This is a genomic window from Kitasatospora sp. NPDC001527 (genome assembly GCF_040298605.1).
Classification (GTDB): domain Bacteria; phylum Actinomycetota; class Actinomycetes; order Streptomycetales; family Streptomycetaceae; genus Kitasatospora.
In genome coordinates this window covers 1-26,258 of the sequence record NZ_JBEPAM010000034.1, presented here as the reverse complement: position 1 = coordinate 26,258, position 26,258 = coordinate 1, and the positions used below count along the sequence as shown (strand labels likewise).

Annotated in this window: 15 protein-coding genes; 9 read left to right on the top strand and 6 right to left on the bottom strand. The window is 75.8% G+C overall.

What is annotated here, in order from left to right:
* The first annotated feature begins 80 nt into the window (after window positions 1-80).
* The 4 genes from ABT238_RS26175 to ABT238_RS26160 all read left to right on the top strand — a co-directional run bounded on the left by ABT238_RS26175 (window position 81) and on the right by ABT238_RS26160 (window position 4,992).
* On the top strand, window positions 81-1,040 hold the full coding sequence (locus ABT238_RS26175) for a GlxA family transcriptional regulator (RefSeq protein WP_350570538.1): 960 nt from the start codon (window positions 81-83) through the stop codon (window positions 1,038-1,040).
* A gap of 198 nt (window positions 1,041-1,238) precedes the next feature.
* Window positions 1,239-2,555 (top strand): DUF6271 family protein, encoded by a 1,317-nt coding sequence (locus ABT238_RS26170; RefSeq protein WP_350570540.1) that lies wholly within the window; start codon window positions 1,239-1,241, stop codon window positions 2,553-2,555.
* A 248-nt stretch (window positions 2,556-2,803) separates the two neighbouring features.
* On the top strand, window positions 2,804-3,802 hold the full coding sequence (gene gap / locus ABT238_RS26165) for a type I glyceraldehyde-3-phosphate dehydrogenase (RefSeq protein ID WP_350793973.1): 999 nt from the start codon (window positions 2,804-2,806) through the stop codon (window positions 3,800-3,802).
* Window positions 3,803-3,963: 161 nt separating this feature from the next.
* Entirely contained in the window at window positions 3,964-4,992 is a 1,029-nt protein-coding gene (locus ABT238_RS26160; RefSeq protein WP_350570543.1) for an LLM class flavin-dependent oxidoreductase, read from the top strand.
* Window positions 4,993-5,033: 41 nt separating this feature from the next.
* Here the strand turns inward: ABT238_RS26160 and ABT238_RS26155 are convergent, their stop codons facing one another.
* Window positions 5,034-6,422, bottom strand: coding sequence for an MFS transporter (locus ABT238_RS26155; RefSeq protein WP_350570544.1), 1,389 nt, complete (start codon window positions 6,420-6,422; stop codon window positions 5,034-5,036).
* Window positions 6,419-7,222, bottom strand: a complete 804-nt coding sequence (locus tag ABT238_RS26150; protein WP_350570546.1) for a glycerophosphodiester phosphodiesterase family protein — start codon at window positions 7,220-7,222, stop codon at window positions 6,419-6,421. The genes ABT238_RS26155 and ABT238_RS26150 overlap by 4 nt, the downstream gene beginning before the upstream one ends.
* Before the next feature lie 161 nt (window positions 7,223-7,383).
* On the opposite strand from ABT238_RS26150, the gene htpG reads away from it, so the two are divergent.
* On the top strand, window positions 7,384-9,300 hold the full coding sequence (htpG, locus tag ABT238_RS26145; protein ID WP_350793972.1) for a molecular chaperone HtpG: 1,917 nt from the start codon (window positions 7,384-7,386) through the stop codon (window positions 9,298-9,300).
* Between the two features lie 76 nt (window positions 9,301-9,376).
* Here htpG and ABT238_RS26140 read toward each other — a convergent pair whose 3' ends face one another.
* Genes ABT238_RS26140 through ABT238_RS26125 form a run of 4 tightly spaced genes read right to left on the bottom strand, consistent with a single transcriptional unit; the run spans window position 9,377 to window position 12,630 of the window.
* Window positions 9,377-10,180, bottom strand: coding sequence for a shikimate dehydrogenase family protein (locus ABT238_RS26140; protein ID WP_350570548.1), 804 nt, complete (start codon window positions 10,178-10,180; stop codon window positions 9,377-9,379).
* 1 nt (window position 10,181) lies between these two features.
* Entirely contained in the window at window positions 10,182-11,246 is a 1,065-nt protein-coding gene (locus ABT238_RS26135) for a 3-dehydroquinate synthase family protein (RefSeq protein ID WP_350570549.1), read from the bottom strand.
* Window positions 11,243-12,190 (bottom strand): ROK family protein, encoded by a 948-nt coding sequence (locus ABT238_RS26130; RefSeq protein ID WP_350793971.1) that lies wholly within the window; start codon window positions 12,188-12,190, stop codon window positions 11,243-11,245. The genes ABT238_RS26135 and ABT238_RS26130 overlap by 4 nt, the downstream gene beginning before the upstream one ends.
* The gene (locus ABT238_RS26125; RefSeq protein WP_350570552.1) at window positions 12,190-12,630 is read right to left on the bottom strand and encodes a type II 3-dehydroquinate dehydratase; all 441 of its coding nucleotides are present in this window, start codon (window positions 12,628-12,630) and stop codon (window positions 12,190-12,192) included. Before ABT238_RS26125 ends, ABT238_RS26130 begins: the two co-directional genes overlap by 1 nt.
* 163 nt (window positions 12,631-12,793) lie before the next feature.
* Here ABT238_RS26125 and ABT238_RS26120 point away from each other — a divergent pair, with 163 nt between their 5' ends.
* The 4 genes from ABT238_RS26120 to ABT238_RS26105 form a co-directional block, all read left to right on the top strand.
* On the top strand, window positions 12,794-13,960 hold the full coding sequence (locus ABT238_RS26120) for a DegT/DnrJ/EryC1/StrS family aminotransferase (protein WP_350570554.1): 1,167 nt from the start codon (window positions 12,794-12,796) through the stop codon (window positions 13,958-13,960).
* Window positions 13,957-15,063, top strand: coding sequence for a Gfo/Idh/MocA family protein (locus ABT238_RS26115; protein WP_350570556.1), 1,107 nt, complete (start codon window positions 13,957-13,959; stop codon window positions 15,061-15,063). The genes ABT238_RS26120 and ABT238_RS26115 overlap by 4 nt, the downstream gene beginning before the upstream one ends.
* An 84-nt stretch (window positions 15,064-15,147) precedes the next feature.
* Window positions 15,148-15,852 carry an HAD-IA family hydrolase gene (locus ABT238_RS26110; RefSeq protein ID WP_350570557.1) on the top strand — a complete coding sequence of 235 codons (705 nt, stop codon included), beginning with the start codon at window positions 15,148-15,150 and terminating at the stop codon, window positions 15,850-15,852.
* 369 nt (window positions 15,853-16,221) lie between these two features.
* The coding region (locus tag ABT238_RS26105; protein WP_350793970.1) for an SDR family NAD(P)-dependent oxidoreductase at window positions 16,222-26,258 on the top strand (10,037 nt) is incomplete at its 3' end.

Sequence of the window (26,258 nt, the reverse complement as noted above, 5' to 3'; positions counted from 1 at the left end):
GGATGCTTGCGGCCGGTGTCGGACCGGCCGGGGCGTGCCGCGGCGCCCGTCGGCACCGCGGGGGAGCGGAGGAGAGGCCGATGGGCCGCAGGAAGCACCACGTGGCCGTGCTGGTCCTGGAGGGCGCCAAGCCGCTGGACGTGGGCATCCCGGCCCAGGTGTTCTCCAGCCGGCCGAGCATGCCGTACACCGTGCGGGTCTGCGGCCCGGCGCCCGGGCTGGTGGCCGGCGGCGACGGCCTCTCCTACCACGTGGCCGAGGGGCTGGAGGCGGTCGAGCACGCCGACACCGTCTTCGTGCCCGGCTACCGCGACCCGGCCACCACCGAACCCCCGGCGGCCGTCGTCGAGGCGCTGGTGGCCGCGCACCGGCGGGGCGCCCGGCTGGCCGCGATCTCCACCGGCGCGTTCGCGCTCGCGGCCACCGGACTGCTCGACGGCAAGCGGGCGACCACCCACTGGCACTACGCCAAGGCCCTGGCGGAGCGCCACCCCCGCATCCGGGTCGACGAGAACGTGCTGTTCGTCGACGAGGGCGCCGTGCTCACCTCGGCGGGCGCGGCCTCCGGCATCGACCTCTGCCTGCACCTGGTGCGGCGCGATCACGGCGTCGGGCTGTCCAACCACGTGGCGCGGCGGCTGGTCGCCGCGCCCTACCGCAGCGGCGGCCAGGCCCAGTACGTGCCGCGCAGCGTGCCCGAGCCGCTGGGGGACCTCTTCGCCGACACCCGTGAGTGGGCCCTGGAACACCTCGCCGAGCAGCTGACCCTGGAGGGGCTCGCCCGGCACGCCCGGGTCTCGGCGCGCACCTTCTCGCGGCGGTTCGTGGAGGACACCGGCTACACGCCCATGCAATGGGTGCTGCGGGCCCGGGTGGACCTCGCGCGCGAGCTGCTGGAGCGCACCGACCTGGGGGTCGAGCAGATCGCCGACCGGGTCGGGCTCGGCACCGGGGCGAACCTGCGGCTGCACTTCCACCGCGTCCTCGGCACCTCGCCCACCGAGTACCGGCACACCTTCGCGGCCCGCTCGGAGGACTGAACGCGGCGCGGGCCGGCGCCGTCGCGGTCCGGGCGCCCGTGCGGGGTGTGCCCGATCGTGCAAAAGCGGGGCGCATTCCGCCCCTTCGGGGGCCGCGCTGACTATCGTTGGCGCCAGAAGTGGTCTAGTCCAACCCTCAGCGCTCTCAACTGGACGCCACCGCAAAGAATCTGACGATCCGACGGAGAAGCCCGCGCCATGCAAAGAGTCTGCCTCGCCCTGCCCACCATGCGGACCTGTCCCGACACCATCGTGGACCTCGCCGAGGAGGCGGCCTACGCCGTCGCGAACTTCGGGGTCGAGGTGCACCTCCTCGTCCTCGACACCACCGACACCACCGACGCCGCCGGATTCGCGAAGAACGCGGAGGCGGTGGCCTCGCTGCCCCCCACCCCGGGCGTCTTCGTCCACCACCTCGGCGAGGCGCGGCAGCGGGAGTTCTTCCGCCGGGTGACCGAGCGCTCCGGCGCCGCCGACCCCGAGGTGCTGCTCGACATGATGGTCCCGCAGGACGTCGCGTACGGCTCCTGCGTCAACCGGATCTTCCTGGGCGCGGCCGCCCTGGGCTGCACCTCGGCGCACCTGCGCAACGACGACGCCGACTTCCAGGTCCTCGACGGGCAGAAGGTCTTCCCGATCCACCACGAGCTGCTCTCGATCGGCAAGCCGGCCGGCGAGGCGGTGGCCGGCGTGACCCGCTCCGAGCTCGACCCGGCGGACGCGGACAAGCCGGTGATGCTGGTCAGCGGCTCCTTCATGGGCGAGCTCAACGTGGACATCGGCGAGATCCGCGAGCTGGACCCGGAGGTCTACCGCGACATCGTGCGCCTGTGGACCCCGCCGGTGTGGCCGGACGAGGACCGGGACGCGATGGTGGACGTCTCCTTCAAGGGCACCGGCACCGAGCCGTTCACCGCCGACCATTCCGTCCTCGGCGTGCCCGACATCTGGGACGTCTTCATGTGCAACGTCGCCCTGGACCACCGGGGCTACGAGGTGCTGCCGCTGCTGCCCTCGGTCCGCACCCTCGGCTGCGACTACGCCCTGCTGCACTCCCTGGTCCACGCCAAGCTGCCCGGCGTCGTCCACAACCGCCACATCGTCAACTACTACACGCCCGAGCGCCGCACCGGCGCCGGCTTCGTCCCCTACCAGCTGGGGTTCGTCAAGCTCCTGCTCTCGATGCTGTACCTGTACCCGGTCTACGGCGGGATGATCGACCTCGGCCGAGGGCTGCTGGACGAGCGGCACGGGCTGAAGGGCGAGGCGATCCTCGACCTGGTGCGCGGCAGCGTCGACTGGGACCGGGCCGGGAACGAGCACTGCCTGGACGTCCTGGACCGCTCCTACCGCAAGCTGGGCGGCAAGTACGCCGAGCTCGCGGACGTGGTGGCCGGGCGGCGTGAGCAGCTCCTGGACGAGGCGCAGGAGGACGCCCGGCGCTGGGCGGTCCTGATCGAGGCCTGGGCGCCCCTGGTCGCCGCCGCCCGCGCGGAGGGGCTCGCCACCGCCTAGCCAGGCGGAACCGGCAGGTGGCCGTCCGGGCGGTTCCGGGGCGGCCACCGGGTCGTGCTCGTCCGCAGGGCCGCCGGAGGGTGGCGGGATCCTTGCGGTCGTTGGCGGGGATGCTGGCGGGATCCTTGCGCACCATGTCGATCCGGCCCCTGTCCGGTCCGCTCCGACCGGTCGATGATTGAACCGTCATCAAACGACCGGAAGATCCGGAACGTCCGGAGCGCACCGGAACGACCGAGGGAGCCCTCATGACCCGCATCGCCATCAACGGCTTCGGCCGCATCGGCCGCAACAGCCTGCGCGCCCTGGTGGAGCGCGGCAGCGAGCTGGAGGTGGTCGCCGTCAACGACCTCACCTCGATCGACTCGCTCGCCCACCTGCTCCGCTTCGACAGCTCGCTCGGCCGCTTCCGCCGCCCGGTGCGGGTCGAGGGGGACGAGCTGGTCGTCGACGGCCGCCGGATCAAGGTGCTCGCCGAGCGCGACCCCGCCGACCTGCCGTGGGCCGGACTCGGCGTGGACATCGTGCTGGAGGCCACCGGCCGCTTCACCTCCGCCGAGGCCGCCCGCGCCCACCTCAAGGCCGGGGCGCGCAAGGTCCTGGTGAGCGCCCCGTCCGACGGCGCCGACGTCACCCTGGCCTACGGCGTGAACACCGACGCCTACGACCCGGCCGGGCACGTGATCGTCTCCAACGCCTCCTGCACCACCAACGCGCTCGCCCCGCTCGCCTCCGTGCTGGACGAACTCGCCGGCATCGAGCACGGCTTCATGACCACCGTGCACGCCTACACCCAGGAGCAGAACCTCCAGGACGGCCCGCACCGCGACCCGCGCCGTGCCCGCGCCGCCGGCGTCAACATCGTGCCGACCACCACCGGCGCCGCCAAGGCCATCGGCCTGGTCCTGCCGAACCTCGACGGCAAGCTCTCCGGCGACTCCATCCGGGTGCCGGTCCCGGTCGGCTCCATCGTCGAGCTGAACACCACGGTCGAGCGCGAGGTCACCCGCGAGGAGGTGCTCGCCGCCTACCGCGCCGCCGCCGACGGCCCGCTGAAGGGCATCCTCGACTACGCCGACGAGCCTCTGGTCTCCAGCGACATCACCGGCGAGCCGGCCTCCTCGATCTTCGACGCCGCCCTGACCCGGGTCGACGGCAAGCACGTCAAGGTGGTCGCCTGGTACGACAACGAGTGGGGCTTCTCCAACCGGGTCATCGACACCCTGGAGCTGCTCTCCCGGGGCTGACCCGCCCGCGCGCCGGTATCGCTGCGGTGATGTGACACGGGTGTTGCGTCCCCGTGGCGATCCTCCGGCGGCCCTTGAGCGGCCCCGGCCGCTGTGTGACGGTGGACGGCACGCCCGGCGGGACACCCGCCGGGCGGGCAGAGCCGACGAAAGAGGACACCGTGCCGACCCGTGAACAGCCCCTGCGGAAACTGGGATTCCTGACCATCGGGCTGTTCGATCCGGCCGACCCGGCCCAGGGCCACGAGTCGACGCTGCGGCTGATCGAACTCGGTGAGCGGCTGGGCTTCGACAGCGCCTGGGTGCGCCACCGCCACCTGCAGTACGGCATCTCCTCCCCGGTCGCCGTGCTCGCGGCGGCCACCCAGCGCACCAGCCGGATCGAGCTGGGCACGGCGGTGATCCCGGTCGGCTGGGAGAACCCGCTGCGGCTGGCCGAGGACCTCGCCACCACCGACCTGCTCTCCGGCGGCCGGCTCAACCCGGGCGTGAGCGTCGGGCGTCCCGGTCACTGGGAGCGGGTGGCCGGCGCGCTCTACCCGGACACCGCCGAGGCCGAGGACTTCGGCTACCGGCGGGTGAGCCGGCTGCTGGACTTCCTGCGCGGCGAGCGGCCGGCCACCGACTTCAGCGGGGTCGAGGGCATCGAGGTGTACTCGGACAAGGTCCAGCCGGTCTCGCCCGGCCTGGCCGACCGCTTCTGGTACGGCGCCGGCAGCCTGCGCTCGGCCCGCTGGGCCGGCGAGCAGGGGCTCGGCCTGCTCACCAGCAACGTGGTGCGGGCGGAGGAGGCGGAGGACTTCGCCGAGATCCAGCGCTCGCAGATCGCCGCCTTCCGCGCCCACCACCCGCTGGGCGCGCGGGCCCGGGTCTCCCAGGGGCTGGTGGTGATCCCCACCGACAGCGCCACCGCCGACCAGCGGGCCCGCTACCACGAGTACGTCCGCGGCCGGACGGCCCGCACCACCTCCCCGCAGGGCCCGGCGCGGGTGATGTACGCGCGGGACCTGGTCGGCGGCTCCGCCGAGATCGCCGAGCGGCTGTACGCCCACGCCGCCTTCCGGGAGGTGGACACGGCGGTCTTCGCGCTGCCGTTCACCTTCGGCCACGAGGACTACGTCCAGATCCTCACCGACATCGCCACCGTCCTCGCCCCGCTCCTCGGCTGGAAGCCCGCCGCCGGGGCCTGAGCCGGCCCGGCGGCCGACCGGTCGCCCCGGCGCGCGGACCGTCAGAGGCGCTCGGGCACCGGGTTGCCGACGGCCTCGATCGCCCGCCGCACCGGGACCTTCAGGAGCACGGCGAAGCCGATGACGAAGAACACCAGCAGCGAGACGATCGCCGAGCGGTAGCTGCCGGTGACCTGGTAGGCGAGGCCGAAGACCAGCGGCCCCATCCAGCTGGTGCCGCGGTCGCTGATCTTGTAGAAGCTGAAGTACTCCGCCTCCTTGCCGGGCGGGATCAGGTGCGAGAACAGCGACCGCGACAGCGCCTGGCTGCCGCCGAGCACCAGGCCGATCATGCACGCCAGGACGTAGAACCAGAGCGGCTGGTGAGCCGGCATGAAGTAGCCCAGCGCGAGGATGACCACCCAGCCGGCCAGCGAGCCCAGGATGGTCCGCTTGGCGCCGTGGCGGTGGGCGATCCGGCCGAGCAGCAGCGCGCCGCCGATCGCCACCACCTGCACCAGCAGCACGGCGGTGACCAGCGCGGTCTGGTCCAGGCCCAGCTCCTCGCTGCCGAAGAGCGAGGCCTGCGAGACGACGGTCTGGATGCCGTCGTTGTAGCAGAGGAAGGCGGCCAGGTAGAGCAGGGTGAGCGGGTGGCGCCGCATGCCGCGCAGGGTCCGGCCGAGTTCCCGCAGGCTGCCGGCGGCGGGCTCGTCCTCGGCGGCCCCGGCGGCGCGCCCCGGGAGCACCCCGGCCCGGGACGGCAGGCGCAGCATCGGCACGATGGTGAACAGCGCCCACCACAGGCCCGCCGAGGCCAGGCAGATCCGCACCGCGGTGCCGGAGGAGATCCCGAACGCGTCGTGCCCCTGGAACAGCACCAGGTTGGCGATCAGCAGCAGTCCGCCGCCCGCGTAGCCGTACGCCCAGCCCTTGGAGGAGACCGCGTCGCGCTCGTCGGGCGTGGCCAGGCCCGGCAGGTAGGCGTAGGAGAGCGCCACCGACACCGCGTAGGCGAGGTTGGCGACGACCAGCAGACCGCCGCCGAGCAGGTAGCGGTCGCCGTCGAGGAAGAACATGCCCATCGTGGCGGCCGCGCCGAGGTACGCGAAGCCGCCCATCAGCTCCTTGTGCCGCCCGGTGCGGTCCGCGACCGTCCCGGCGACCAGCATCGCCGCGACCGAGAGCAGCACCGAGAAGGAGACCGTGTAGGGGTAGAACGAGCCGGCGCGGATCGACAGCCCCAGCGGGTGCACGTCGCCCTGCGCGTCGGCGGCCTCCTTGGCGATCGAGGTGAGGTACGGCCCGAGGAAGACCGTCAGGACGGTCGAGGAGAAGGCCGCGGTGGCCCAGTCGTTGACGTACCAGCCGAACTGTATGCGGCGCAGTGCGCGGCCGTCCTCGCCGGTGGCGGCCGCCGGGTGCTCCGGGCGGTGGGTCGTGGTGCTCATGGTGTTCCAATCCCCGTGCTGGAGCCGGTGCCGCCGGGGTGCCAGCGGCCGCGCTCGCGGAGGACGTCGCGCAGGACGTCGATGCGATCGGCCATGATGCCATCGACCCCCAGGTCGAGCAGAGAGCGGATGCGTGTGGCGTCGTCCACAGTCCAGACGTGAACCTGCAGGCCGAGGCGGTGCGCGGCGCGCACGAAGGCCCGGTCGACCACGGGGACGCCCCGGTGCCGCTCGGGCACCTGCGCGCAGACGCCGGCCCAGGGCGCCCCGGTGCCGCGCAGCAGCGGCCCGGCCAGCGAGCGCAGCCGCAGCCGGGCGACCTCGCGGGGGCCCAGCGAGGTGGCCAGCCGGGGTCCGGCGGCGGCGCGGACGGCGGCGAGCCGGCTGTCGGAGAAGCCGCCGACGCAGACCCGCTCCCAGGCCCCGGTGCGGCGGATCGCCTCGACCAGGGGTGCGACGGCCGGCGCCGCCTTGACGTCGATGTTGAAGCGGGCCGCGGGGAACGCGCCGAGCAGGTCCTCCAGCAGCGGGACCGGCTCGGTACCGCCGATCCGGGCCTGCCGGACGGTGCGCCAGGGGAGTTCGGCCACCGCTCCGGCGCGGTCGGTGACCCGGTCGAGCCGGTGGTCGTGGAACGCCACCAGCACGCCGTCGGAGGTGGTGTGCACGTCGGTCTCCAGGTACCGGTACCCGAGGGCGACGGCGGCCTCGAAGGCGGCGAGCGAGTTCTCCGGACGGCCGAGGTCGCCGCCGCGGTGCGCGAAGGCGAGCGGCCCCGGATGGTCGAGGAAGGGGTGCATAGGGGCTCCGTGGTGCGAGGGTCGCGTGACATTTTTACACCTGGTGTCAAGCTGTAACGCCCACCGGGGCCCCGGGGCCGCCTATCATGCCGGTGCGGCGGGGCCGTCCGGTGTCCGCCGCGTCCATTGCCCAGGTACCGCCCCAGAGAGGAGCCCCGCGAGTGGGTAGCACTGTCGAGACGCTGGAATTCCAGGCCGAGACGCGCCAGTTGCTCCGGTTGGTGATTCACTCGATCTACTCGAACAAGGACATCTTCCTGCGCGAGCTGATCTCGAACGCCTCCGACGCACTGGACAAGCTGCGGCTGGAATCACTGATCGACTCCGGCCTCGACGCCGACACCTCCGACCTCCACATCGCCCTGGAGGCCGACCCGCAGGCCCGGACGCTGACCGTCCGCGACAACGGCATCGGCATGAGCCGTGACGACCTCGTGGAGCTGATCGGCACCATCGCCAAGTCCGGCACGGCCGGTCTGCTGGAGAAGATCAAGCAGACCGAGGACGCCGCCGCGGCGCAGAGCCTGATCGGGCAGTTCGGCGTCGGCTTCTACTCGGCGTTCATGGTCGCCGACCGGGTCACCCTGCTGACCCGCCGGGCCGGCACCGAGGCCGGCACCCGGTGGGAGTCCGACGGCGCGGGCACCTACGAGATCCAGGCCGTCGACGGCCTGCCCGTGGGCACCTCGGTCACCCTGCACCTCAAGCCGGCCGACGGCGAGGACGGGCTGGCCGACTACCTGGCGGAGTGGAAGATCCGCCAGATCGTCAAGCAGTACTCGGACTTCATCCGCTGGCCGATCCGGATGGAGAGCGAGCGCACCGACGCCGAGGGCGCCACCGACCGGCAGGTCGACACCCTCAACTCGATGAAGGCGCTCTGGGCCCGCCCGCGCAGCGAGGTGACCGAGGCCGAGTACACCGAGTTCTACCAGCAGATCAGCCACGACTGGCTGCCCCCGGCCGAGACCGTCCACATGCGCGCCGAGGGCACCTTCGAGTACGAGGCGCTGCTGTTCATCCCCTCCCAGGCGCCGTTCGACCTGTTCTCCCGGGACGCCAAGCGCGGCGTGCAGCTGTACGTCAAGCGGGTGTTCATCATGGACGACTGCGAAGCGCTGATGCCCGACTACCTGCGCTTCGTCAAGGGCGTCGTGGACGCCCACGACCTCTCGCTGAACATCTCCCGCGAGATCCTCCAGCACGACCGCCAGATCCGCGGTGTGCGCCGGCGCCTGGTGAAGAAGGTCCTCGGCGCGCTGAAGGACGTCCAGGCCAAGGACGCCGAGCGCTACGCCAAGCTCTGGGACCAGTTCGGCCGGGTGCTCAAGGAGGGCCTGATCGAGGACGGCGACAGCACCGAGGCCCTGCTGGAGCTGGTGTCCGCCGCCTCCACCCACGACGCGGAGCGCACCACCACCCTGCGCGAGTACGTCGGGCGGATGAAGGAGGGCCAGGAGGCGATCTACTACCTGACCGGCGAGGACCGCGCCACGGTGGAGAACTCCCCGCACATGGAGGCGTTCGCCGCCAAGGGGTACGAGGTGCTGATCCTCACCGACCCGGTCGACGAGGTGTGGGTCGAGCGGGTGCCCGCCTTCGACGGCCACCGGCTGCAGTCCATCGCCAAGGGTCAGGTCGACCTCGACGAGCCGGCCGACGGGGACGAGGCGGCCGGGACCGAGAAGGCCCGCCGGGAGCAGGAGTTCGCCGCCCTGCTGCCGTGGCTGACCGAGACGCTGTCCGGGCAGGTGAAGCAGGTCCGGCTCTCCTCGCGGCTGACCACCTCGGCGGCCTGCGTCGTCGGCGACGCCCAGGACATGACGCCGACCCTGGAGAAGATGTACCGCGCGATGGGGCAGCAGGTGCCCCCGGTCAAGCGGATCCTGGAGATCAACCCCGGGCACCCGCTGATCACCGCGCTGCGCGCGGCGCACGAGGCCGACCCCGGGGACCCGGCGCTGCCGGAGATCGCCGAACTGGTCCACGGCGGCGCGCTGCTGGCCGAGGGCGGCGACCTGCCCGATCCGTCGCGCTTCACCAGGCTGCTCACCGACCGCCTGGCGCGCGGCCTCTGACCGCACCCCGCCCGTACCGGCTTTGCCACGACGACCCGGCCGCCTCCCGCGGCCGGGTCGTCGTGCGTTTCTCGGCTCAGCCGTCCGGGGTGGGCAGGCGGAAGAAATCCCGGTAGAGGGGGAGTTGCTCGGTCAGCATGGGGGCGCCCGGGTGGGTGGGGAGGCCGAGGGCGGCGGCGGTGCGCAGCAGCGGGGTCTCGGCGGGCGTCATGACGATGTCGGCGACCAGCGCGCCCGGCGGGAGCCGGGCCGGGTCGAAGGGGAGCGGGTCGGCCGGGTCGAGGCCGAGCGGGGTGGCGTTCACGGCGAGGTCGGTGTCGGACGGGGGTTCCGCGGCGGCGCTCACGCGGCCGGACCGCCCGCCGCCGAGCCGCTCCAGCAGTGCGTCCAGCCGGCCCCGGTCGGGGTCGCTGACGGTGAGCCGGGCGACGCCCGCGTCGAGCAGGGCGGCGGCGACGGCGAGCCCGGCACCCCCGGCGCCGGCCAGGGCGACCCGCAGCCCGGCGGGGTGGTGGCCCCGGGCGGTCAGGCCGCGGACGAACCCGGCGCCGTCGAAGTTGTCGCCGTACCAGCGGCCGTCCGGCTCCCGGCGCAGCGCGTTGGTGGAGCCCAACAGGGCGGCGGTCGGGCTGAGTTCGTCGGCGTGCGCGCACATCGCCAGCTTGTGCGGGACGGTCACCAGCAGCCCGTCCAGGTTGCCGGTGGCCTTCAGCCCGCGTACCACCTCGTCGAGCCGCTCCGCCGGGGCGTGCACGGGGACGAGCACGGCGTCCACCCCGCTCGCGGCGAACAGCGGGTTGAGCAGGGCGGGCGCCCTGACCTGGGCGACCGGGTCGCCGAGGACGGCGAACAGCCGGGTGCGGCCGGAGACCGGCGGCATCTCAGGCCTCCCTCACGGCGGCGCGCGGCATGGCGTCCAGGGTGCGGGCGACGAGTTCCTCCGGGACGTCGCGGACGAGTTCGGCGCCGCGCGGGCCGTCCAGCACGAAGGAGAGGCCGTCGACGGCCTTCTTGTCCAGCCGCATCAGGGCGATCAGCGCGCCGGTGGCGACCTCCGGCGGCAGCGCGGTCGGCAGCCCGTAGTGGGCGACCACCGCGTGGTGCTCGGCGACCCGCTCGGGCCCGATCCGGCCGAGCGCGCCGGCCAGCCTTCCCGCGAAGACCGTGCCGACGGCGACCGCCTCGCCGTGCCGCAGCCGGAAGTCGGTGGCGCGCTCCAGCGCATGGCCCAGCGTGTGGCCGTAGTTGAGGATGTGCCGCAGTCCGGCGTCGCGCTCGTCGGCGGCCACCACGGCGGCCTTGCGGGCGACGCTCGCGGCGATCTGCTCCTCCAGCGGCAGCCGGCGCAGGTCCCCGGCGCCGATGAAGTGGCAGCGGGCGATCTCCCCGTAGCCGTTGGTCCGTTCGCGCGGCGGCAGGGTGGCCAGGTAGTCGGTGTCGCAGAGCACGGCGGCGGGCTGCCAGTAGGCGCCCACCAGGTTCTTGCCCTCCGGGAGGTTGACGGCGGTCTTGCCGCCCACGCTCGCGTCGACCTGCGCCAGCAGCGAGGTGGGCAGGTGCACCACCGGGACGCCGCGGTGGTACAGCGCGGCGGCCAGTCCGACCGCGTCGGTCGTGGTGCCGCCGCCGCAGGAGACCACCGCGTCCGCCCGGCCCAGGCCGAACCGGGCGAAGCGGCTGCACAGTTCGGCGATCCAGGCGAGCGACTTGCCTTCCTCGCCGTCCTTCGCGGGGACCACCAGGGTGTCCAGCCCGGTCTCGGGCAGCCACGCGCGGGGCCGGGCGCTGACCACGGCGACCCGGCGGGCGCCGAGGCCGGCCAGTACCCCGGCCAGCCGGTGGCGGGCGCCGGGACCGATCAGCACGGGGTAGCCCCGCGCGCCCAGCTCCACGTCGATGCGCCGCAGTCCGCCGTCCGTGCGGACGGACGTTGCTGTCGTGGTCAACTCGGGTCTCCCGGTGGTTGGGGGTGCGGTGGCCGGCGCGCCAGGGCGAGGGCGCCGTGCAGCGAGGACAGCCCGCCGAGCGCGGCCGGGCGGATCGCCGGGACCGGCCCGCCGGGGCGGGCCAGTGCGGCGGCGTGGGCCTCCACCCGCGCCGCGAGGCCGGGCAGCCCGTCGGCGAACCCGCCGCCCAGCACGGTCAGTTCGGGGTGGACCAGCTCCGCCAGCGAGACGGCCGCCGCCGCCAGCGCGGAGCAGGTCTCCTCGACGGCCTCCTCGGCCCAGGGCGCGCCCTCGGCGAGCGCGGTGCGCAGCCCGGCGAAGTCGACCGGCGCGCCGCGCAGCCGCGCCGCGCGCCGCAGCGTCGCCGGACCGGAGGCGCTCGCCTGCAGGCAGCCGCGCCGCCCGCAGTCGCAGCGCGGGCCCCGGCGGTCGATCACCAGGTGGCCCGTCTCGCAGGAGCCGCGCGCCGGCCCGGGCAGCGGCGCGCCCCGGTGGACGATGCCGCCGCCGACGCCCGTGCCGACGCCCAGGTAGACCAGATGGTCACACCCGGCGTGCTCGGCTTCGGCGAGCGCGGCGAGGTCGCCGTCGTCGGCCCAGGCCACCGCGGCGGCGGGGAACAGCCGGCGCAGGGCCGGGGCGAGCGCGAAGCCCTCCCAGCCGGGGCGCCCCGGCCAGGCCAGCACCCGGCCGTCCGGGCCGACGGTGGCGGGCACCGCGACCCCGACCGCCGAGAAGGTGCCGCCCCACCGCTCGCCCAGCCGGGCGACCGCCCCGGCCAGCGCGGCCCAGTCGGCGTCGGCGCCCCGCGCGGCGGGCCAGCGCAGCACCGCCTGCGCCGTGCGCTGCGGCCCGCCGGGCGGGCCCGCCTCGGCGCGCAGCGCCACCTTGGTGCCGCCGACGTCGATGCCGAGCACGCCCCGGGCGGCCGTCGCGGTGCCCATCAGGACGCCGGCACCTTCGCCAGCAGCGCCTGGGCGGCGAGCCGGTAGCCCAGCGCGCCGAGGCCGACGATGACACCCGAGGCGAGCGGCGCCAGCACCGACTCGTGCCGGAAGGACTCCCGCGCCCAGACGTTCGACAGGTGCACCTCGACGAACGGCCGCGGATAGGCGGCCAGCGCGTCGCGCAGGCCCCAGCCGGCGATCATCAGCGCACCGGGGTTGACGATCGCCCCGACGCTGCCGTCCCAGGCGTCCTGCACCGCCTCGATCAGCTGCCCCTCGGACTCGCGCTGGACGGAGACGACCTTCCAGCCCCGGCCGGCCACCTCGGCCGCCACGGCCGCCTCGATGTCGGCCAGCGTTTCGGTGCCGTAGACCTCCGGCTCGCGGCGGCCGAGAATCCCGAGATTGGGACCGTTCAGCAATAGCAGTTCGCTCATATTCCGGTTATAGCAGCGAGCCCGCCGGGAATTCCCGGAAGCGGGCGTCGGTGCACCAGGACAAGGGAGGGATAGGGGGGTGCCTAGGGGAGGTGACGGGCCGCTTTTCCTGGGTTAGCGTGCCGTTCCACCACCCCCCGAAATGGAAAGGCTGCGCGTAATCATGAGCGCCCAAGGACGTCCGGCCCCGGTGTTCCCGGTCTGGCCGCAGTACGACGAGGCCGAGCGCGAAGGACTCATCAGGGCCCTGGAACAGGGCCAGTGGTGGCGGATGGGCGGCAAGGAGGTCGACACCTTCGAGCAGGAGTTCGCCGACTACCACGGCGCGCCCAAGGCCCTCGCCGTCACCAACGGCACCCACGCCCTGGAGGTCGCCCTCCAGATCCTCGGCGTCGGCCCCGGCACCGAGGTGATCGTGCCCGCCTTCACCTTCATCTCCTCCTCCCAGGCCGCCCAGCGGCTCGGCGCCACCGCGGTGCCGGTCGACGTCGACCTCCACACCTACAACCTGAGCCCCGCCGCGGCGGCCGCCGCGATCACCCCGCGCACCCGGGCGATCATGCCCGTCCACATCGCCGGCCAGATCGCCGACCTGGACGCCCTCGGCGCGCTATCCGCCGAGACCGGCGTACCGATCGTCCAGGACGCCGCGCACGCCCACGGCGCCCAGTGGCGCGGCCGCCGGGTCGGCGAACTCGGCTCGGTCGCCGCGTTCAGCTTCCAGAACGGCAAGCTGATGACCGCCGGCGAGGGCGGCGCCATCACCTTCCCCGAGGCCGCCCAGTACGAGGAGGCGTTCCTGCGGCACAGCTGCGGCCGCCCGCCGACGGACCGCAAGTACTACCACCGGACCTCCGGCTCCAACTTCCGGCTCAACGAGTTCTCGGCGAGCGTCCTGCGCGCCCAGCTCGCCCGCCTGGACGGCCAGATCGCCGTCCGGGAGCAGCGCGCCGCGCTGCTGGACCGCCTGCTGGCCGAGATCCCCCGCCTGGTCCCGCAGGGCCGCGACGAGCGCGCCGACCGCGTCCCGCACTACATGGCGATGTTCCGGGTGCCCGGCCTCGGCGAGGAGCGGCGCAACGCCCTGGTCGACGACCTGATCGCCCGCGGCCTGCCCGCCTTCGTGGTCTTCCGCGCCATCTACCGCTCGGACGGCTTCTGGGAGTCCGCCGCGCCCGACACCACCGTCGACGAGCTGGCCAGGGCCTGCCCCAACAGCGAGGCGCTCACCGCCGACGGCATCTGGCTGCACCACCGCACCCTGCTCGCCGACGAGTCGGCGATCGAGGACACCGCCCAGATCATCGCCGACGCCCTGGCCGCGGTGTGAACGCGGCACCGCGGGAGCCGGACGCGCCGGTGCGGGTCGCGGTCGTCGGCCTCGGCTGGGCGGGGCGCACCATCTGGCTGCCCCGCCTGACGGCGCACCCCGGCTACCGGGTCACCGCCGTCGTCGAACCCGGCCCCGGCGCGGCCGGGCACCTCCCGCCGGGCGCGGCCCTGCTCACCGACGCCGACCGGCTCGGCCCCGACACCGACCTCGCCGTCGTCGCGGTGCCCAACCACCTGCACACCCCGGTCGCCGAACGGCTGCTCGCCCGCGGCGTCCCGGTGTTCCTGGAGAAGCCGGTCTGCCTCAGCGCCGCCGAGGCCGACCGGCTGGCCGCCGCCGAACGCGCGGGCGGGGCCGTGCTGCTGGCCGGCAGCGCCGCCCGCTACCGCGAGGACGTCGCCGCCCTCACCGGGCTGGCGGCGGAACTCGGCCCGATCCGCCATGTCGACCTCGCCTGGGTGCGCGCCAGCGGCGTCCCCGACGCCGGCGGCTGGTTCACCAGCCGCCGGCTCTCCGGGGGCGGCGCGCTGGTCGACCTCGGCTGGCACCTGCTCGACACCGCCCAGAGCGTGCTCGGCGGCCCGGTCCGCTTCCCGGCCGTGCTCGGCTCGCTCTCCGCCGACTTCGTCAACGACGGCGGACGCGGCGCCGGCTGGCGCGGCACCGAGCGCCCGGCCGGCGCGGGCGACGTCGAGGACACCGCCCGCGGCTTCCTGGTCACCGACACCGGCGTCTCGGTCGCGGTCCGGGCGAGCTGGGCCTCGCACGACCCCGTCGACACCACCCGGATCACCGTCGAGGGCGCCACCGGCTCGGCGACCCTGACCTGCACCTTCGGCTTCAGCCCCAACCGCCGCGCACCCCGGCTGACCCGCACCCGCGACGGCGTCACCACCGAGGTCCCGCTGCGCGGCGAGCCGGTCGGCGCCGAGTACGTGCGCCAGCTCGACGCGCTGCCCGCCCTGCTCGCCGACCCGGCCTCGCGCGGCGTCGCCGTGCGCGGCGCCCACCACACCATCTCGGTCATCGAACGCCTCTACGCGGCCGCCCGCGCCCCGCGGCCCCGGCTCGCCGACGAGGCCACCGCCCTCGCCGTCTGACCCTGCGCGCCCCACAGCCCCGGCCCGCAGGCCGCACCAGACCCGGTCACCCGTCCGGGCCGCCCCTCGTCCCATGGAGATCCCATGCCGCTCGACCCGCCCGTTCCCGCCGTACCCGACGGCCGCGCGCTCGCCGCGTTCTCCCCGGTCCGCGCCGTGGTCTTCGACCTGGACGGCGTCATCGTCGACAGCTTCGACGTGATGCGCCGGGCCTTCCTGACCGCCTACGAGGAGGTGGTCGGCGACGGCCGGCCGCCGTTCGAGGAGTACTGCCGCCACCTGGGCCGGTACTTCCCGGACATCATGCGGATCATGGGGCTGCCGCTCGCCCTGGAGGAGCCCTTCGTCCGGGAGAGCTATCGCCTCGCCCATCAGGTCACCGTGCACGACGGGGTGCGCGAGCTGCTCGCCGAGCTCACCGCGCGCGGCGTCCGGCTGGCCGTGGCCACCGGCAAGAGCGGCCCCCGGGCCCGCTCGCTGCTCGACCAGCTCGGCCTGCTCCACCACTTCGACCACGTGCTCGGCTCCGACGAGGTCGCCCGGGCCAAGCCCGCCCCCGACATCGTGCTGCGCGCCCTGGAGCTGCTGGGCGTGCCGGCCGGGCGGACCGTGATGGTCGGCGACGCCGTCACCGACCTGGCCAGCGCCCGGGGCGCCGGCGTCGGCGCGATCGCCGCGCTGTGGGGGGAGACGGACGAGCCGGCCCTGCTCGCGGAACGGCCCGACGCGGTGCTGCGCCGGCCCGACGAACTCCTCGCCCTGCTGCCCGAACCCGCCCCGGCCCACTGACCCGCCCCATCCCGCCGCCCCGCCGCCCCACCGCCTCACCGCCCCGCCGAGCCCTCCCGCCCGGCGGGGCGCCGCCGTTCCCGCCCCACCTCCCACAGGGCCCCGGCCCGCGGCCGCCGCGAATAGGGCCCGTCTAGGGGGTCGGATAGGGGCGGCCCGCAGCCCCCGCCGCAGGAGACTGGGACCGGCCGGAATGCGCACACGGTTGTTCCGGAACGGCCGCCCGGAAATCCACCGGCCCCTTTCCCGGTGAAACCCTCCCGGAAAAGGACCGCGCATTCCTCCCCGATCCCCTCCGCCCCGCCCGGCGGAAAAGGGAACGCACCCGCACCCGAACCCCACCGACCCGACGCAGAAGGAAGTGACGGCATGTTGCGCACCGAGCTGATCCGGCCGCTGCCCGAACTGCTGGCCGATCACGCCCGCGACAGCGCCGAGCGCACCGCGTTCCGCGACGCCGTCCGCGCCGTGACCTACGGCGAGCTGTACACCCGCACCGGCCGGATCGCCGGCCACCTCGCCGACCTGCGCCTGCAGCCGGGCGACCGGGCGGCGATCCTGCTCGGCAACAGCGTCGAGGTGCTGGAGAGCTACTTCGGCATCCTGCGCGCCGGCGCCATCGCCGTCCCGCTCAACCCGCACGCCTCCGGGCCCGAACTCGCCCACCTCCTCGACGACAGCGGCGCCCGCGTGGTGATCACCGACGCCGCCCGGGCGGCCGGCCTCGACGCCCTCGCGCGCGGCCGGGCCGACCTGCGGGTGATCGTCACCGGCGACGGCCCCGCCCCGCCCGGTGCCCTCTCCTTCGAGACCCTCGCCACCACCGAGCCCGCCACCCCCGCGCGTGACGACCTCGGCCTGGACGACCCCGCCTGGATGCTCTACACCTCCGGCACCACCGGCCGCCCCAAGGGCGTGCTGTCCACCCAGCGCAACGGCCTCTGGTCGGTGGCCGCCTGCTACGTGCCGGTGCCCGGCCTCAGCGCCGAGGACCGGGTGGTCTGGCCGCTGCCGCTGTTCCACAGCCTCTCCCACATCGCGTGCGTCCTCGCCGTCACCGCCGTCGGCGCCACCGCCCGCATCCTCGACGGGTTCGCCGCGCAGGACGTCCTGGAGGCGGTCCGCGAGGAGTCCGCGACCTTCCTCGCCGGCGTGCCCACCCTCTACCAGCAGCTGGTGCGCGCCGCCCGCGAGGACGGCTTCACCGCCCCGGCCCTGCGGATGTGCCTGGTCGGCGGCGCGATGACCACCGCCGCGCTGCGCCGCTCCTTCGAGGAGGCCTTCGGAGCGCCGCTCATCGACGCCTACGGCTCCACCGAGACCTGCGGCTCGATCACCGTCAACTGGCCCACCGGCGCCCGCGTCGAGGGCTCCTGCGGTCTGCCCGTGCCCGGCCTCGGCGTGCGGCTCGTCGACGTCGAGACCGGCCTGGACGCCGCCGACGGCGAGGAGGGCGAGGTCTGGGTGCGCGGCCCGAGCGTGATGCTCGGCTACCACAACCAGCCCGAGGCCACCGAGCAGGCGCTGCGCGGCGGTTGGTACCACACCGGCGACCTCGCCCGGCGCGACGGCGCCGGCTACTTCACCATCACCGGCCGGATCAAGGAACTCATCATCCGCGGCGGGGAGAACATCCACCCGGCCGAGGTCGAGGAGGTGCTGCGCGCCGTGCCCGGCGTCGCGGACGTCGCCGTCGTCGGCAAGCCGCACGAGGTGCTCGGCGAGGTGCCGGTGGCCTTCCTGGTGCCCGGCCCCGGCGGCCTCGACCCGGAGGCCCTGCTGGCCGCCTGCCGGGAGCAGCTCTCCTACTTCAAGGTGCCCGAGGAGCTGTACGAGACCGACCGCATCCCGCGCACCGCCTCCGGCAAGATCACCCGGCACGTCCTGCTCGACGCGCCCGCCCGGCTGCGGGCCGCCGGCGGCAGCCACTACGAGCACCTGTTCCGGGTCGACTGGCTGCCGCTGTCCTCCGTGCCCGGCGCCCGCCCGGCCGCCCCCGCCTGGGCGCTGCTCGGCGCCGACGGCTTCGGCCTCGGCGAGGCCCTCGGCGCCGGCCCCGCCCATCCGGACCCGGCCGCGCTGGCCGCCGCCGACCCGCTGCCCGACCTCGCCCTGCTCGGCTGCGGCGCGGGCCTGCGCACCCCCGGCCCGCTCGCCGCCGACGCCGAGCAGGCCGCGCACGGCCTCGAACGGCAGCTGGCGGCCTGGCTCGCCGAGGAGCGGCTGGCCGACACCCGGCTCGTCGTCACCACCCGCGGCGCCGTCGCCGGCGGCGGTGCCACCGACCTCGTCCAGGCCGCGCTCTGGGGCGTGGTCGGCGCCGCCCAGGAGCGGCACCCCGGCCGGTTCGTGCTGGTCGACCTCGACGGCGAGGAGGGCGCCGCCGCCGCGCTGGCCGACGCCGTCGCCTCCGGCGAGCCCCGGCTGATCGTCCGCTCCGGCGTCCCGCTGCGCCCGCGCGCCGCCCGGGTGTCGGCCGCCCTCGCCCACGGCGAGCCGCCGGCCCGCTTCGACCCGCGCCGCGCCGTGCTGGTCACCGGCGCCGACGGGCCGGCCGCCGCCGCCGTGGCCCGCCACCTGGTCGCCGGGCGGGGCGTCCGCCGCATCCTGCTGACCAGCACCCACGGCCCCGCCGACCGGGCCGCCGCCGAGCTCGCCGCCCGGCTCACCGAGGCCGGCGCCGAGGTCGCCCTCACCGCCTGCGACCTCGCCGACCGCGACGCCCTCGCCGCCTACCTGGCCGCCCCCGACACCCGGTTCAACGCCGTCGTGCACACCCCCGGCGCCGCCTTCCCCGGCCTGGGCGCCGCCCTCGCCGCCGCCGTCCACCTGCACGAACTCACCGCCGGCAGCGAGCTGTCCGCCTTCGTCGTGCACACCCCCGCCGGCGGGCTGTCCGGTGCGCCGGGCCCGGGCGAGGCGGCGGCCACGGCGTTCCTCGAAGCGCTCGTCCAGCACCGCGTCCGGCGCGGCCTGCCCGGACTCGCCCTCGCCACCGGCCCCGCCGACGGCGACGGCCGCACCGCCCCGCCCGGCCTCGGCCGGCTCACCGCCCAGGAGCACGCCGCCGCCTTCGACGCCGCCCACCTCGCCGAGCACACCTCCCTGCTGCTGCTCCGGCTGGACCCCGAGGGACTCGACGCGCTCGACCCGCAGGACGTCCCGGCCCTGCTGCGCGACCTCATCGACGCCCCGGCCGGCCCGCGCACCCCCGACAGCGCGACCGCCGCCGCGCTGCGCCGCCGCCTGGCCGGGCGCCCCGCCGCCGACCGGCAGCGCGAGCTGCTCGACCTGGTGCTCACCGAGACCGCCCGGCTCGCCGCCGACCGCCCCGAGGCGATCCGCCCCGACGGCCCGTTCAAGGACCTCGGCTTCACCTCCGCCACCGCCGTCGACCTGCGCGGCCGGCTCACCGCCGCCACCGGCCTGCGGCTGCCCGCCACCCTCGCCTTCGACCACCCCACCCCGGCCGCCGTCGCGGCCCACCTGCTCACCCGGCTGACCGGCCGGCCCGCCCCCGCCAGGCCGGCCCCGGCGCCGCGCAGCGCGCCGCCCGCCGACGACCCCGTGGTCATCGTCGGCGCCGCCTGCCGGCTGCCCGGCGGCGTCGCCTCCCCGGCGGACCTGTGGCGGCTGGTCAGCGAGGGCACCGACGCCATCACCCCGTTCCCGCGCGACCGGGGCTGGGACCTCGACGCCCTCTACGACCCGGACCCGGCCGTCCCCGGCACCTCCTACGCGCGCCACGGCGGATTCCTGCACGACGCGGGCGAGTTCGACGCCGCCTTCTTCGGGATCTCGCCGCGCGAGGCGCTGGCGACGGACCCGCAGCAGCGGCTGCTGCTGGAGACCTCCTGGGAGCTGCTGGAGCGGGCCGGCATCGACCCGACCTCGCTCAAGGGACAGCCGGTCGGCGTCTACGCGGGCCTGATGTACCACGACTACGCCACCGGCCTCGCCGAGGTCCCCGACGGCCTGGAGGGCTACCTCGGCACCGGCAACGCCGGTTCGGTGGCCTCCGGCCGGATCTCCTACACCCTGGGTCTGGAGGGCCCGTCGGTGACGGTGGACACGGCGTGCTCGTCCTCGCTGGTCGCGCTCCACCTGGCCGCGCAGGCGCTGCGCGACGGCGAGTGCACGCTCGCCCTGGCCGGCGGCGCCGCGATCATGGCCCGGCCCACCTCCTTCGTCGAGTTCTCCCGCCAGCGTGCCCTGTCCGCCGACGGCCGGGCCAAGGCCTACGCCGACGCCGCCGACGGCACCGCCTGGGCCGAGGGCGTCGGCCTGGTCCTGCTGGAGCGGCTGTCGGACGCGCGGCGGCTGGGGCACGAGGTGCTGGCCGTGGTCCGCGGCTCGGCCGTCAACCAGGACGGCGCCTCGAACGGCCTGACGGCGCCCAACGGCCCCTCCCAGGAGCGGGTCATCCGGGCCGCGCTCGCCAACGCCGGACTGACCACCGCGGACGTCGACGCCGTCGAGGGCCACGGGACGGGGACGTCGCTCGGCGACCCGATCGAGGCGCAGGCGGTGCTGGCCACCTACGGGCAGGGGCGGTCGGCCGAACAGCCGCTCTGGCTGGGCTCGTTGAAGTCCAATCTCGGCCACGCGCAGGCCGCCGCCGGCGTGGCCGGGGTGATCAAGATGGTGGAGGCGCTGCGGCACGGCGTCCTGCCCAGGTCGCTGCACATCGACGCGCCCAGCTCCCAGGTGGACTGGGAGTCGGGGGCGGTCGCCCTGCTCGCCGAGGAACGCCCCTGGCCCGAGGTGGACCGGCCGCGCCGGGCCGCCGTCTCCTCCTTCGGCGTCAGCGGCACCAACGCCCACGTCGTGCTGGAGCAGGCCCCCGCGCAGCAGACCCCCGTGCAGGAGGTGACCGCCGAACTCGACGCCGGCCCCGGAGCGCCGGTGCCCTGGCTGCTCTCCGCCCGCACCGTCGAGGCGCTGGGCGAACACGCCGCCCGGATCGCGGAGTTCACCGACTCCCGCCCGGCCGCCGAGGCACCGGCCGTCGCCCGCACGCTCGCCGCCTCGCGCGCCGTGCTCGAACGGCGGGCCGTCGTGGTCGCCGCCGACCGGGCACAGGCGCTGGGCGGGCTGCGGGCGCTGGCCGCCGGTGAGGCGGTGCCCGGGCTGGTGACGGGCCGGGCGGAGGTGAGCGGGCGTTCGGTGTTCGTCTTCCCGGGTCAGGGTTCGCAGTGGGCGGGGATGGGGCGGCGGCTGCTCGCCGAGTCCCCGGTCTTCGCCGAGGCGCTGGCCGAGGTCGAGGAGGCGCTGAAGCCCTATGTCGACTGGTCGTTGCTGGACGTGGTGAACCAGGGCGCCGCCTCGCTGGAGCGGGTGGACGTGGTGCAGCCGGTCTCCTTCGCCGTCAACGTGGCCCTGGCCGCCGTGTGGCGTTCCCTGGGCGTGGTCCCGGACGCGGTGGTGGGCCACTCGCAGGGCGAGATCGCGGCGGCCCACGTCGCCGGGATCCTGTCGCTGGACGACGCCGCCGCCGTGGTCGCCCTGCGCTCGCAGGCGATCGCGCGCGGCCTGGCCGGGCGCGGCGGCATGGTCTCGATCGCTCTGCCCGCCGCCGAGGTCACCGGCGCGCTGCCGGACGGCGTGGAACTGGCGGCCGTCAACGGTCCTTCCTCCGTCGTGGTGGCCGGGGACCCGGCCGGACTGGACACCGTGGTCGCCGCGTTCGAGCAGCGCGGAGCACGGGTGCGCCGGATCCCGGTCGACTACGCCTCCCACACCGCGCACGTGGAGTCGATCGAGCGCGAACTCGCCGAGCTGCTCGGGGCGGTGAAGCCCCAGCAGGCCGCGATCCCGTTCCTGTCCACGGTCGAGGGCCGCTGGCTGGAGGGCCCCGAGCTGGACGCCGGCTACTGGTACCGCAACCTGCGCCGGACCGTCCGATTCGCCGACGCCGTGGGGACCTTGGCCGCCGAGGGCTTCCGGGCGCTCGTCGAGGTCAGCGCCCACCCCGTGCTCACCCACGCCGCCGCCGAGGCGCTGGAGGAGGCCGTCGACGCCCCGGTCGTGGCCACCGGCACCCTGCGCCGCGACGACGGCGGCTGGGACCGCGTCCTGCTCTCCGCCGCCGAACTCCACGTCCACGGCGTCCCCGTGGACTGGTCGACGGCCCACACCGGCGCCGGCCGCGTCCGCCCCGCCGACCTCCCCACCTACCCCTTCCAGCGCGAGCGGTACTGGCTGCACCCCGGCCGCGCCGCCGGTGACCTCGCCGCCCTCGGCCTGGACGAGGCCGGCCACCCGCTGCTGGAGGCCGGGCTGCTGCTCGGCTCCGAGGAGGGCGCCGTCTTCACCGGCCGGATCGGCGAGCGCACCCTGCCCTGGCTGGCCGACCACCGGGTCGGCGGCACGATCCTGCTGCCCGGCACCGCCCTGCTGGACGCCCTGGCGCACGTCGGGCACCGGCTCGGCGCGCCCACGGTCGAGGAACTGACCGTCTCCGCCCCGGTCGTCGTGCCCGACGGCGGCGGCGTCGACCTCCAGGTCCACGTCGGCGAGGCCGAGGACGGCCGCCGCGCCGTCCGGGTGCTCACCCGCACCGGCCCCGGCCGGCCGTGGAGCGCGCACGCCACCGGAACCCTCGCCCCCGAGGGCCCCGAGCCCGCCCCCGCCCCTGACGGGCCGACGGCCTGGCCGCCCGCCGGCGCCCGCCCGCTCGACCTCGACGGCCTCTACGACCGGCTCACCGTCGACTACGGCCCCGCGTTCCACGCCGTCGAGGCCGCCTGGCTCGCCGACGGCCGCCTGTTCGCCCGGCTCCGCCTGCCCGAGGGCACCACCGACGCCGGCGCGTACGGGCTGCACCCGGCACTGCTCGACGCCGCCCTGCACCCGCTCGGCGAGGCCGGGCTCCTCCCGGGCGCCGACGTGCCCCGGCTCGCCTTCTCCTGGTCCGGGGTGCGCCTGCACGCCACCGGGGCCGAGACGCTGCGCGTGGTCGTCGGCGTCACCGGGCCCGACACCCTGACCATCCGGGCCGCCGACGAGACCGGCGCCCCCGTCCTGGACGTCGAGGCCCTCACCGTGCGGCCGGTGGACCCGCGCAGCCTGGCCGGCGCCACCGGGTCCGAGGACGCGGCCCTGTTCGAGGTCGCCTGGGTCCCCGCACCCGAGCCGGCCGGCGCCGGCACCACCGCCTGGGCCCCGCACGCCGAACTGCCCGAGGACGGACCGCTGCCACCCCTCGTCGTCCTGCCCGCCGGCTCCGGCGCGCCGGACGAGGCCGTCCCCGAGCGCGCCCACGCCGTCGGGCACGAGGTCCTGCGAGCCCTGCAGGCCTGGCTGGCCGACGAACGGACCGCCGACTCCCGGCTCGCCGTCGTCGTCCGCGAGGGCGACCTCGTCCAGGAACCCGTCCGCGGCCTGGTGCGGACCGCGCAGTCCGAGAACCCCGGCCGCTTTGTCCTGGTCGAGGCCGAGGACCCGGCCACCGCCGCCGAGGCGGTCGCCGCCGCACCCGTCGACGAGCCCCAGCTCGCCGTGCGCGACGGCCGCCGCCTGGTCGCCCGCCTGCGGCGCACCCCGGCCGGCGCGCCGGCCGCCCCCGCCGCAGACGCGCCGTCCCCGCTCGCGGGCGGCACCGTCCTGGTCACCGGCGCCACCGGCGGCCTCGGCGGCCTGGTGGCCCGTCACCTCGCCGCCGTCCACCGCGTCGCCGAACTCGTCCTGGTCTCCCGCTCCGCCGTGCCCGCCGACCTGCTCGCCGACCTCGCGGCCCACGGCACCCGCGTCCGGGCCGAGGCGGTGGACGCCGCCGACCGGACGGCGCTGGCGGCCGTCGTCGAGGCGGTCGCGGACCGCCTGACCGGCGTCGTGCACGTCGCCGGGATCGTCGACGACGGCGTGATCGAGGCGCTGGACGACACCAAGTGGCACACCGTGCTGCGCCCGAAGGTCGACGCCGCCTGGCACCTGCACGAGCTCACCGCCGGCCTCGGCCTCGCCGCCTTCGCCCTCTACTCCTCCGCCTCCGGCGTCCTCGGCGGCTCGGGCCAGGGCAACTACGCGGCGGGCAACGCCTTCCTGGACGGCCTGGCCGCCCACCGCCGCGCCCTCGGCCTGCCCGCCGTGTCGCTCGCCTGGGGCCTGTGGGCCGAGGCCGCCGGCATGGGCGGCCGGCTCAGCGACACCGACCTCGCCCGGATGGCCCGGGTCGGCACCCGGCCGCTCTCCGCGGACCAGGGCCTGGCCCTGTTCGACGCCGCCCTGAGCGGTGAGCGGGCGGCCGTGGTGCCGATCCGGCTGGACGTCACCGGCGTCCGCGCCGAGGACCTCCCGCCGCTCCTGCGCGACCTCGCACCCGCCGCCCGCGCCCCGCGCGCCCTGCGGCGGGCCGCCGCCCGGTCCGCCGCGGACGGCGCCGGCGCTCTCGCCCGCCGACTGGCCGGGCTCACCGCCGCCGACCGCGACGAGCTGCTGCTCGCCCTGGTCCGCGACACCGCCGCCGCCGTGCTCGGCCACGGCACGGCCGGGACGCTGGACGTCGACAAGGCGTTCAAGGACCTGGGCATCGACTCGCTGACCGCCGTCGAACTGCGCAACGCGCTCGGCACCGCCACCGGCCTGCGGCTGCCCGCCACGCTGGTGTTCAACTACCCGACCCCGAAGGCCCTCGCGGCCCACCTCGCCGGCGAACTCGTCGGCGACCTCGCCGCCCCCGAGCCCGCCGGCCCCGCTGCCGTGGTGCGTTCGGCCGCCGATGACGAGGCCGTCGCGATCGTCGCCATGGGCTGCCGCTTCCCCGGCGGCCTGGACTCCGCCGAGGACCTCTGGCGCTTCGTCGCCGCCGGCGGCGACGCCGTCTCCGCGCTGCCCACCGACCGGGGCTGGGACCTCGACGGCAGCTACGACCCCGACCCCGACGCACCCGGGCGCACCTATGTGCGCGGCGGCGGGTTCCTGCCCGGCATCGCCGACTTCGACGCCGCCTTCTTCGGGATCAACCCCCGTGAGGCGCTGGCGATGGACCCGCAGCAGCGGCTGCTGCTGGAGGTCGCCTGGGAGACCCTGGAGCGGGCCGGCCTCGACCCCACCGCCCTGCGCTCCACCCCCACCGGCGTCTTCATCGGCACCCACGGTCAGGACTACGGCACCCAGGGCACCGGCGGCCGGGCCGACGAGGGCTACCTGGTCACCGGCAACGCGGGCAGCGTGCTCTCCGGCCGGCTCTCCTACACCCTCGGCCTGGAGGGGCCCGCGATCACCGTCGACACCGCCTGCTCCTCCTCGCTGGTCGCCGTCCACCTGGCGGCCCAGGCGCTGCGCAGCGGCGAGTGCACGCTGGCCCTCGCCGGCGGCGCCTCGGTGATGTCCACGCTGGAGGGCCTGGTCGGCTTCTCCCGGCAGCGCGGCCTGGCCGCCGACGGCCGGAGCAAGGCCTTCGCCGACGCCGCCGACGGCTTCGGGATGTCCGAAGGGGTGGGCCTGCTGCTGCTGGAGCGGCTGTCGGACGCGCGGCGGCTGGGGCACGAGGTGCTGGCCGTGGTCCGCGGCTCGGCCGTCAACCAGGACGGTGCCTCGAACGGCCTGACGGCGCCCAACGGCCCGTCCCAGGAGCGGGTCATCCGGGCCGCGCTCGCCAACGCCGGACTGACCGCCGGCGAGGTCGACGCCGTCGAGGCCCACGGCACCGGCACCCCGCTCGGCGACCCCATCGAGGCGCACGCCCTGCTCGCCACCTACGGCAGGGGCCGCGTGGCCGAACAGCCGCTCTGGCTGGGGTCGGTGAAGTCCAACATCGGGCACACCCAGGCGGCCGCGGGTGCGGCCGGGGTGATCAAGATGGTGGAGGCGCTGCGGCACGGCGTCCTGCCGAGGACGCTGCACATCGACGCGCCCTCCTCGCACATCGACTGGTCGTCGGGCGGCATCGCCCTGCTCACCGAGCAGCGGGCCTGGCCCGAGGCCGACCGGCCGCGCCGGGCCGGCGTCTCGGCCTTCGGGGTCAGCGGCACCAACGCCCACGTGATCCTGGAGCAGGCGGAGCCGGTCGCGGCGGACGAGAACGCGCACGACGTGCCGGGCGCGGTCCCGTGGGTGCTCTCGGGCGCCTCGGAGCCGGCCCTGCGCGAGCAGGCCGCGCGGCTGGCGGCGCACGCGGACGGGCACCCGGCGCTGGACCGCGCCGCGACCGCCCGCGCCCTGGTCACCGCGCGCACCCGGTTCCCGGAGCGGGCCGTCGTGGTCGCCGCCGACCGGGCGCAGGCGCTGGGCGGGCTGCGGGCGCTGGCCGCCGGTGAGGCGGTGCCCGGGCTGGTGACGGGCCGGGCGGAGGTGAGCGGGCGTTCGGTGTTCGTCTTCCCGGGTCAGGGGTCGCAGTGGGCGGGGATGGGGCGGCGGCTGCTGGCGGAGTCCCCGGTCTTCGCGGAGGCGCTGGCGGAGGTCGA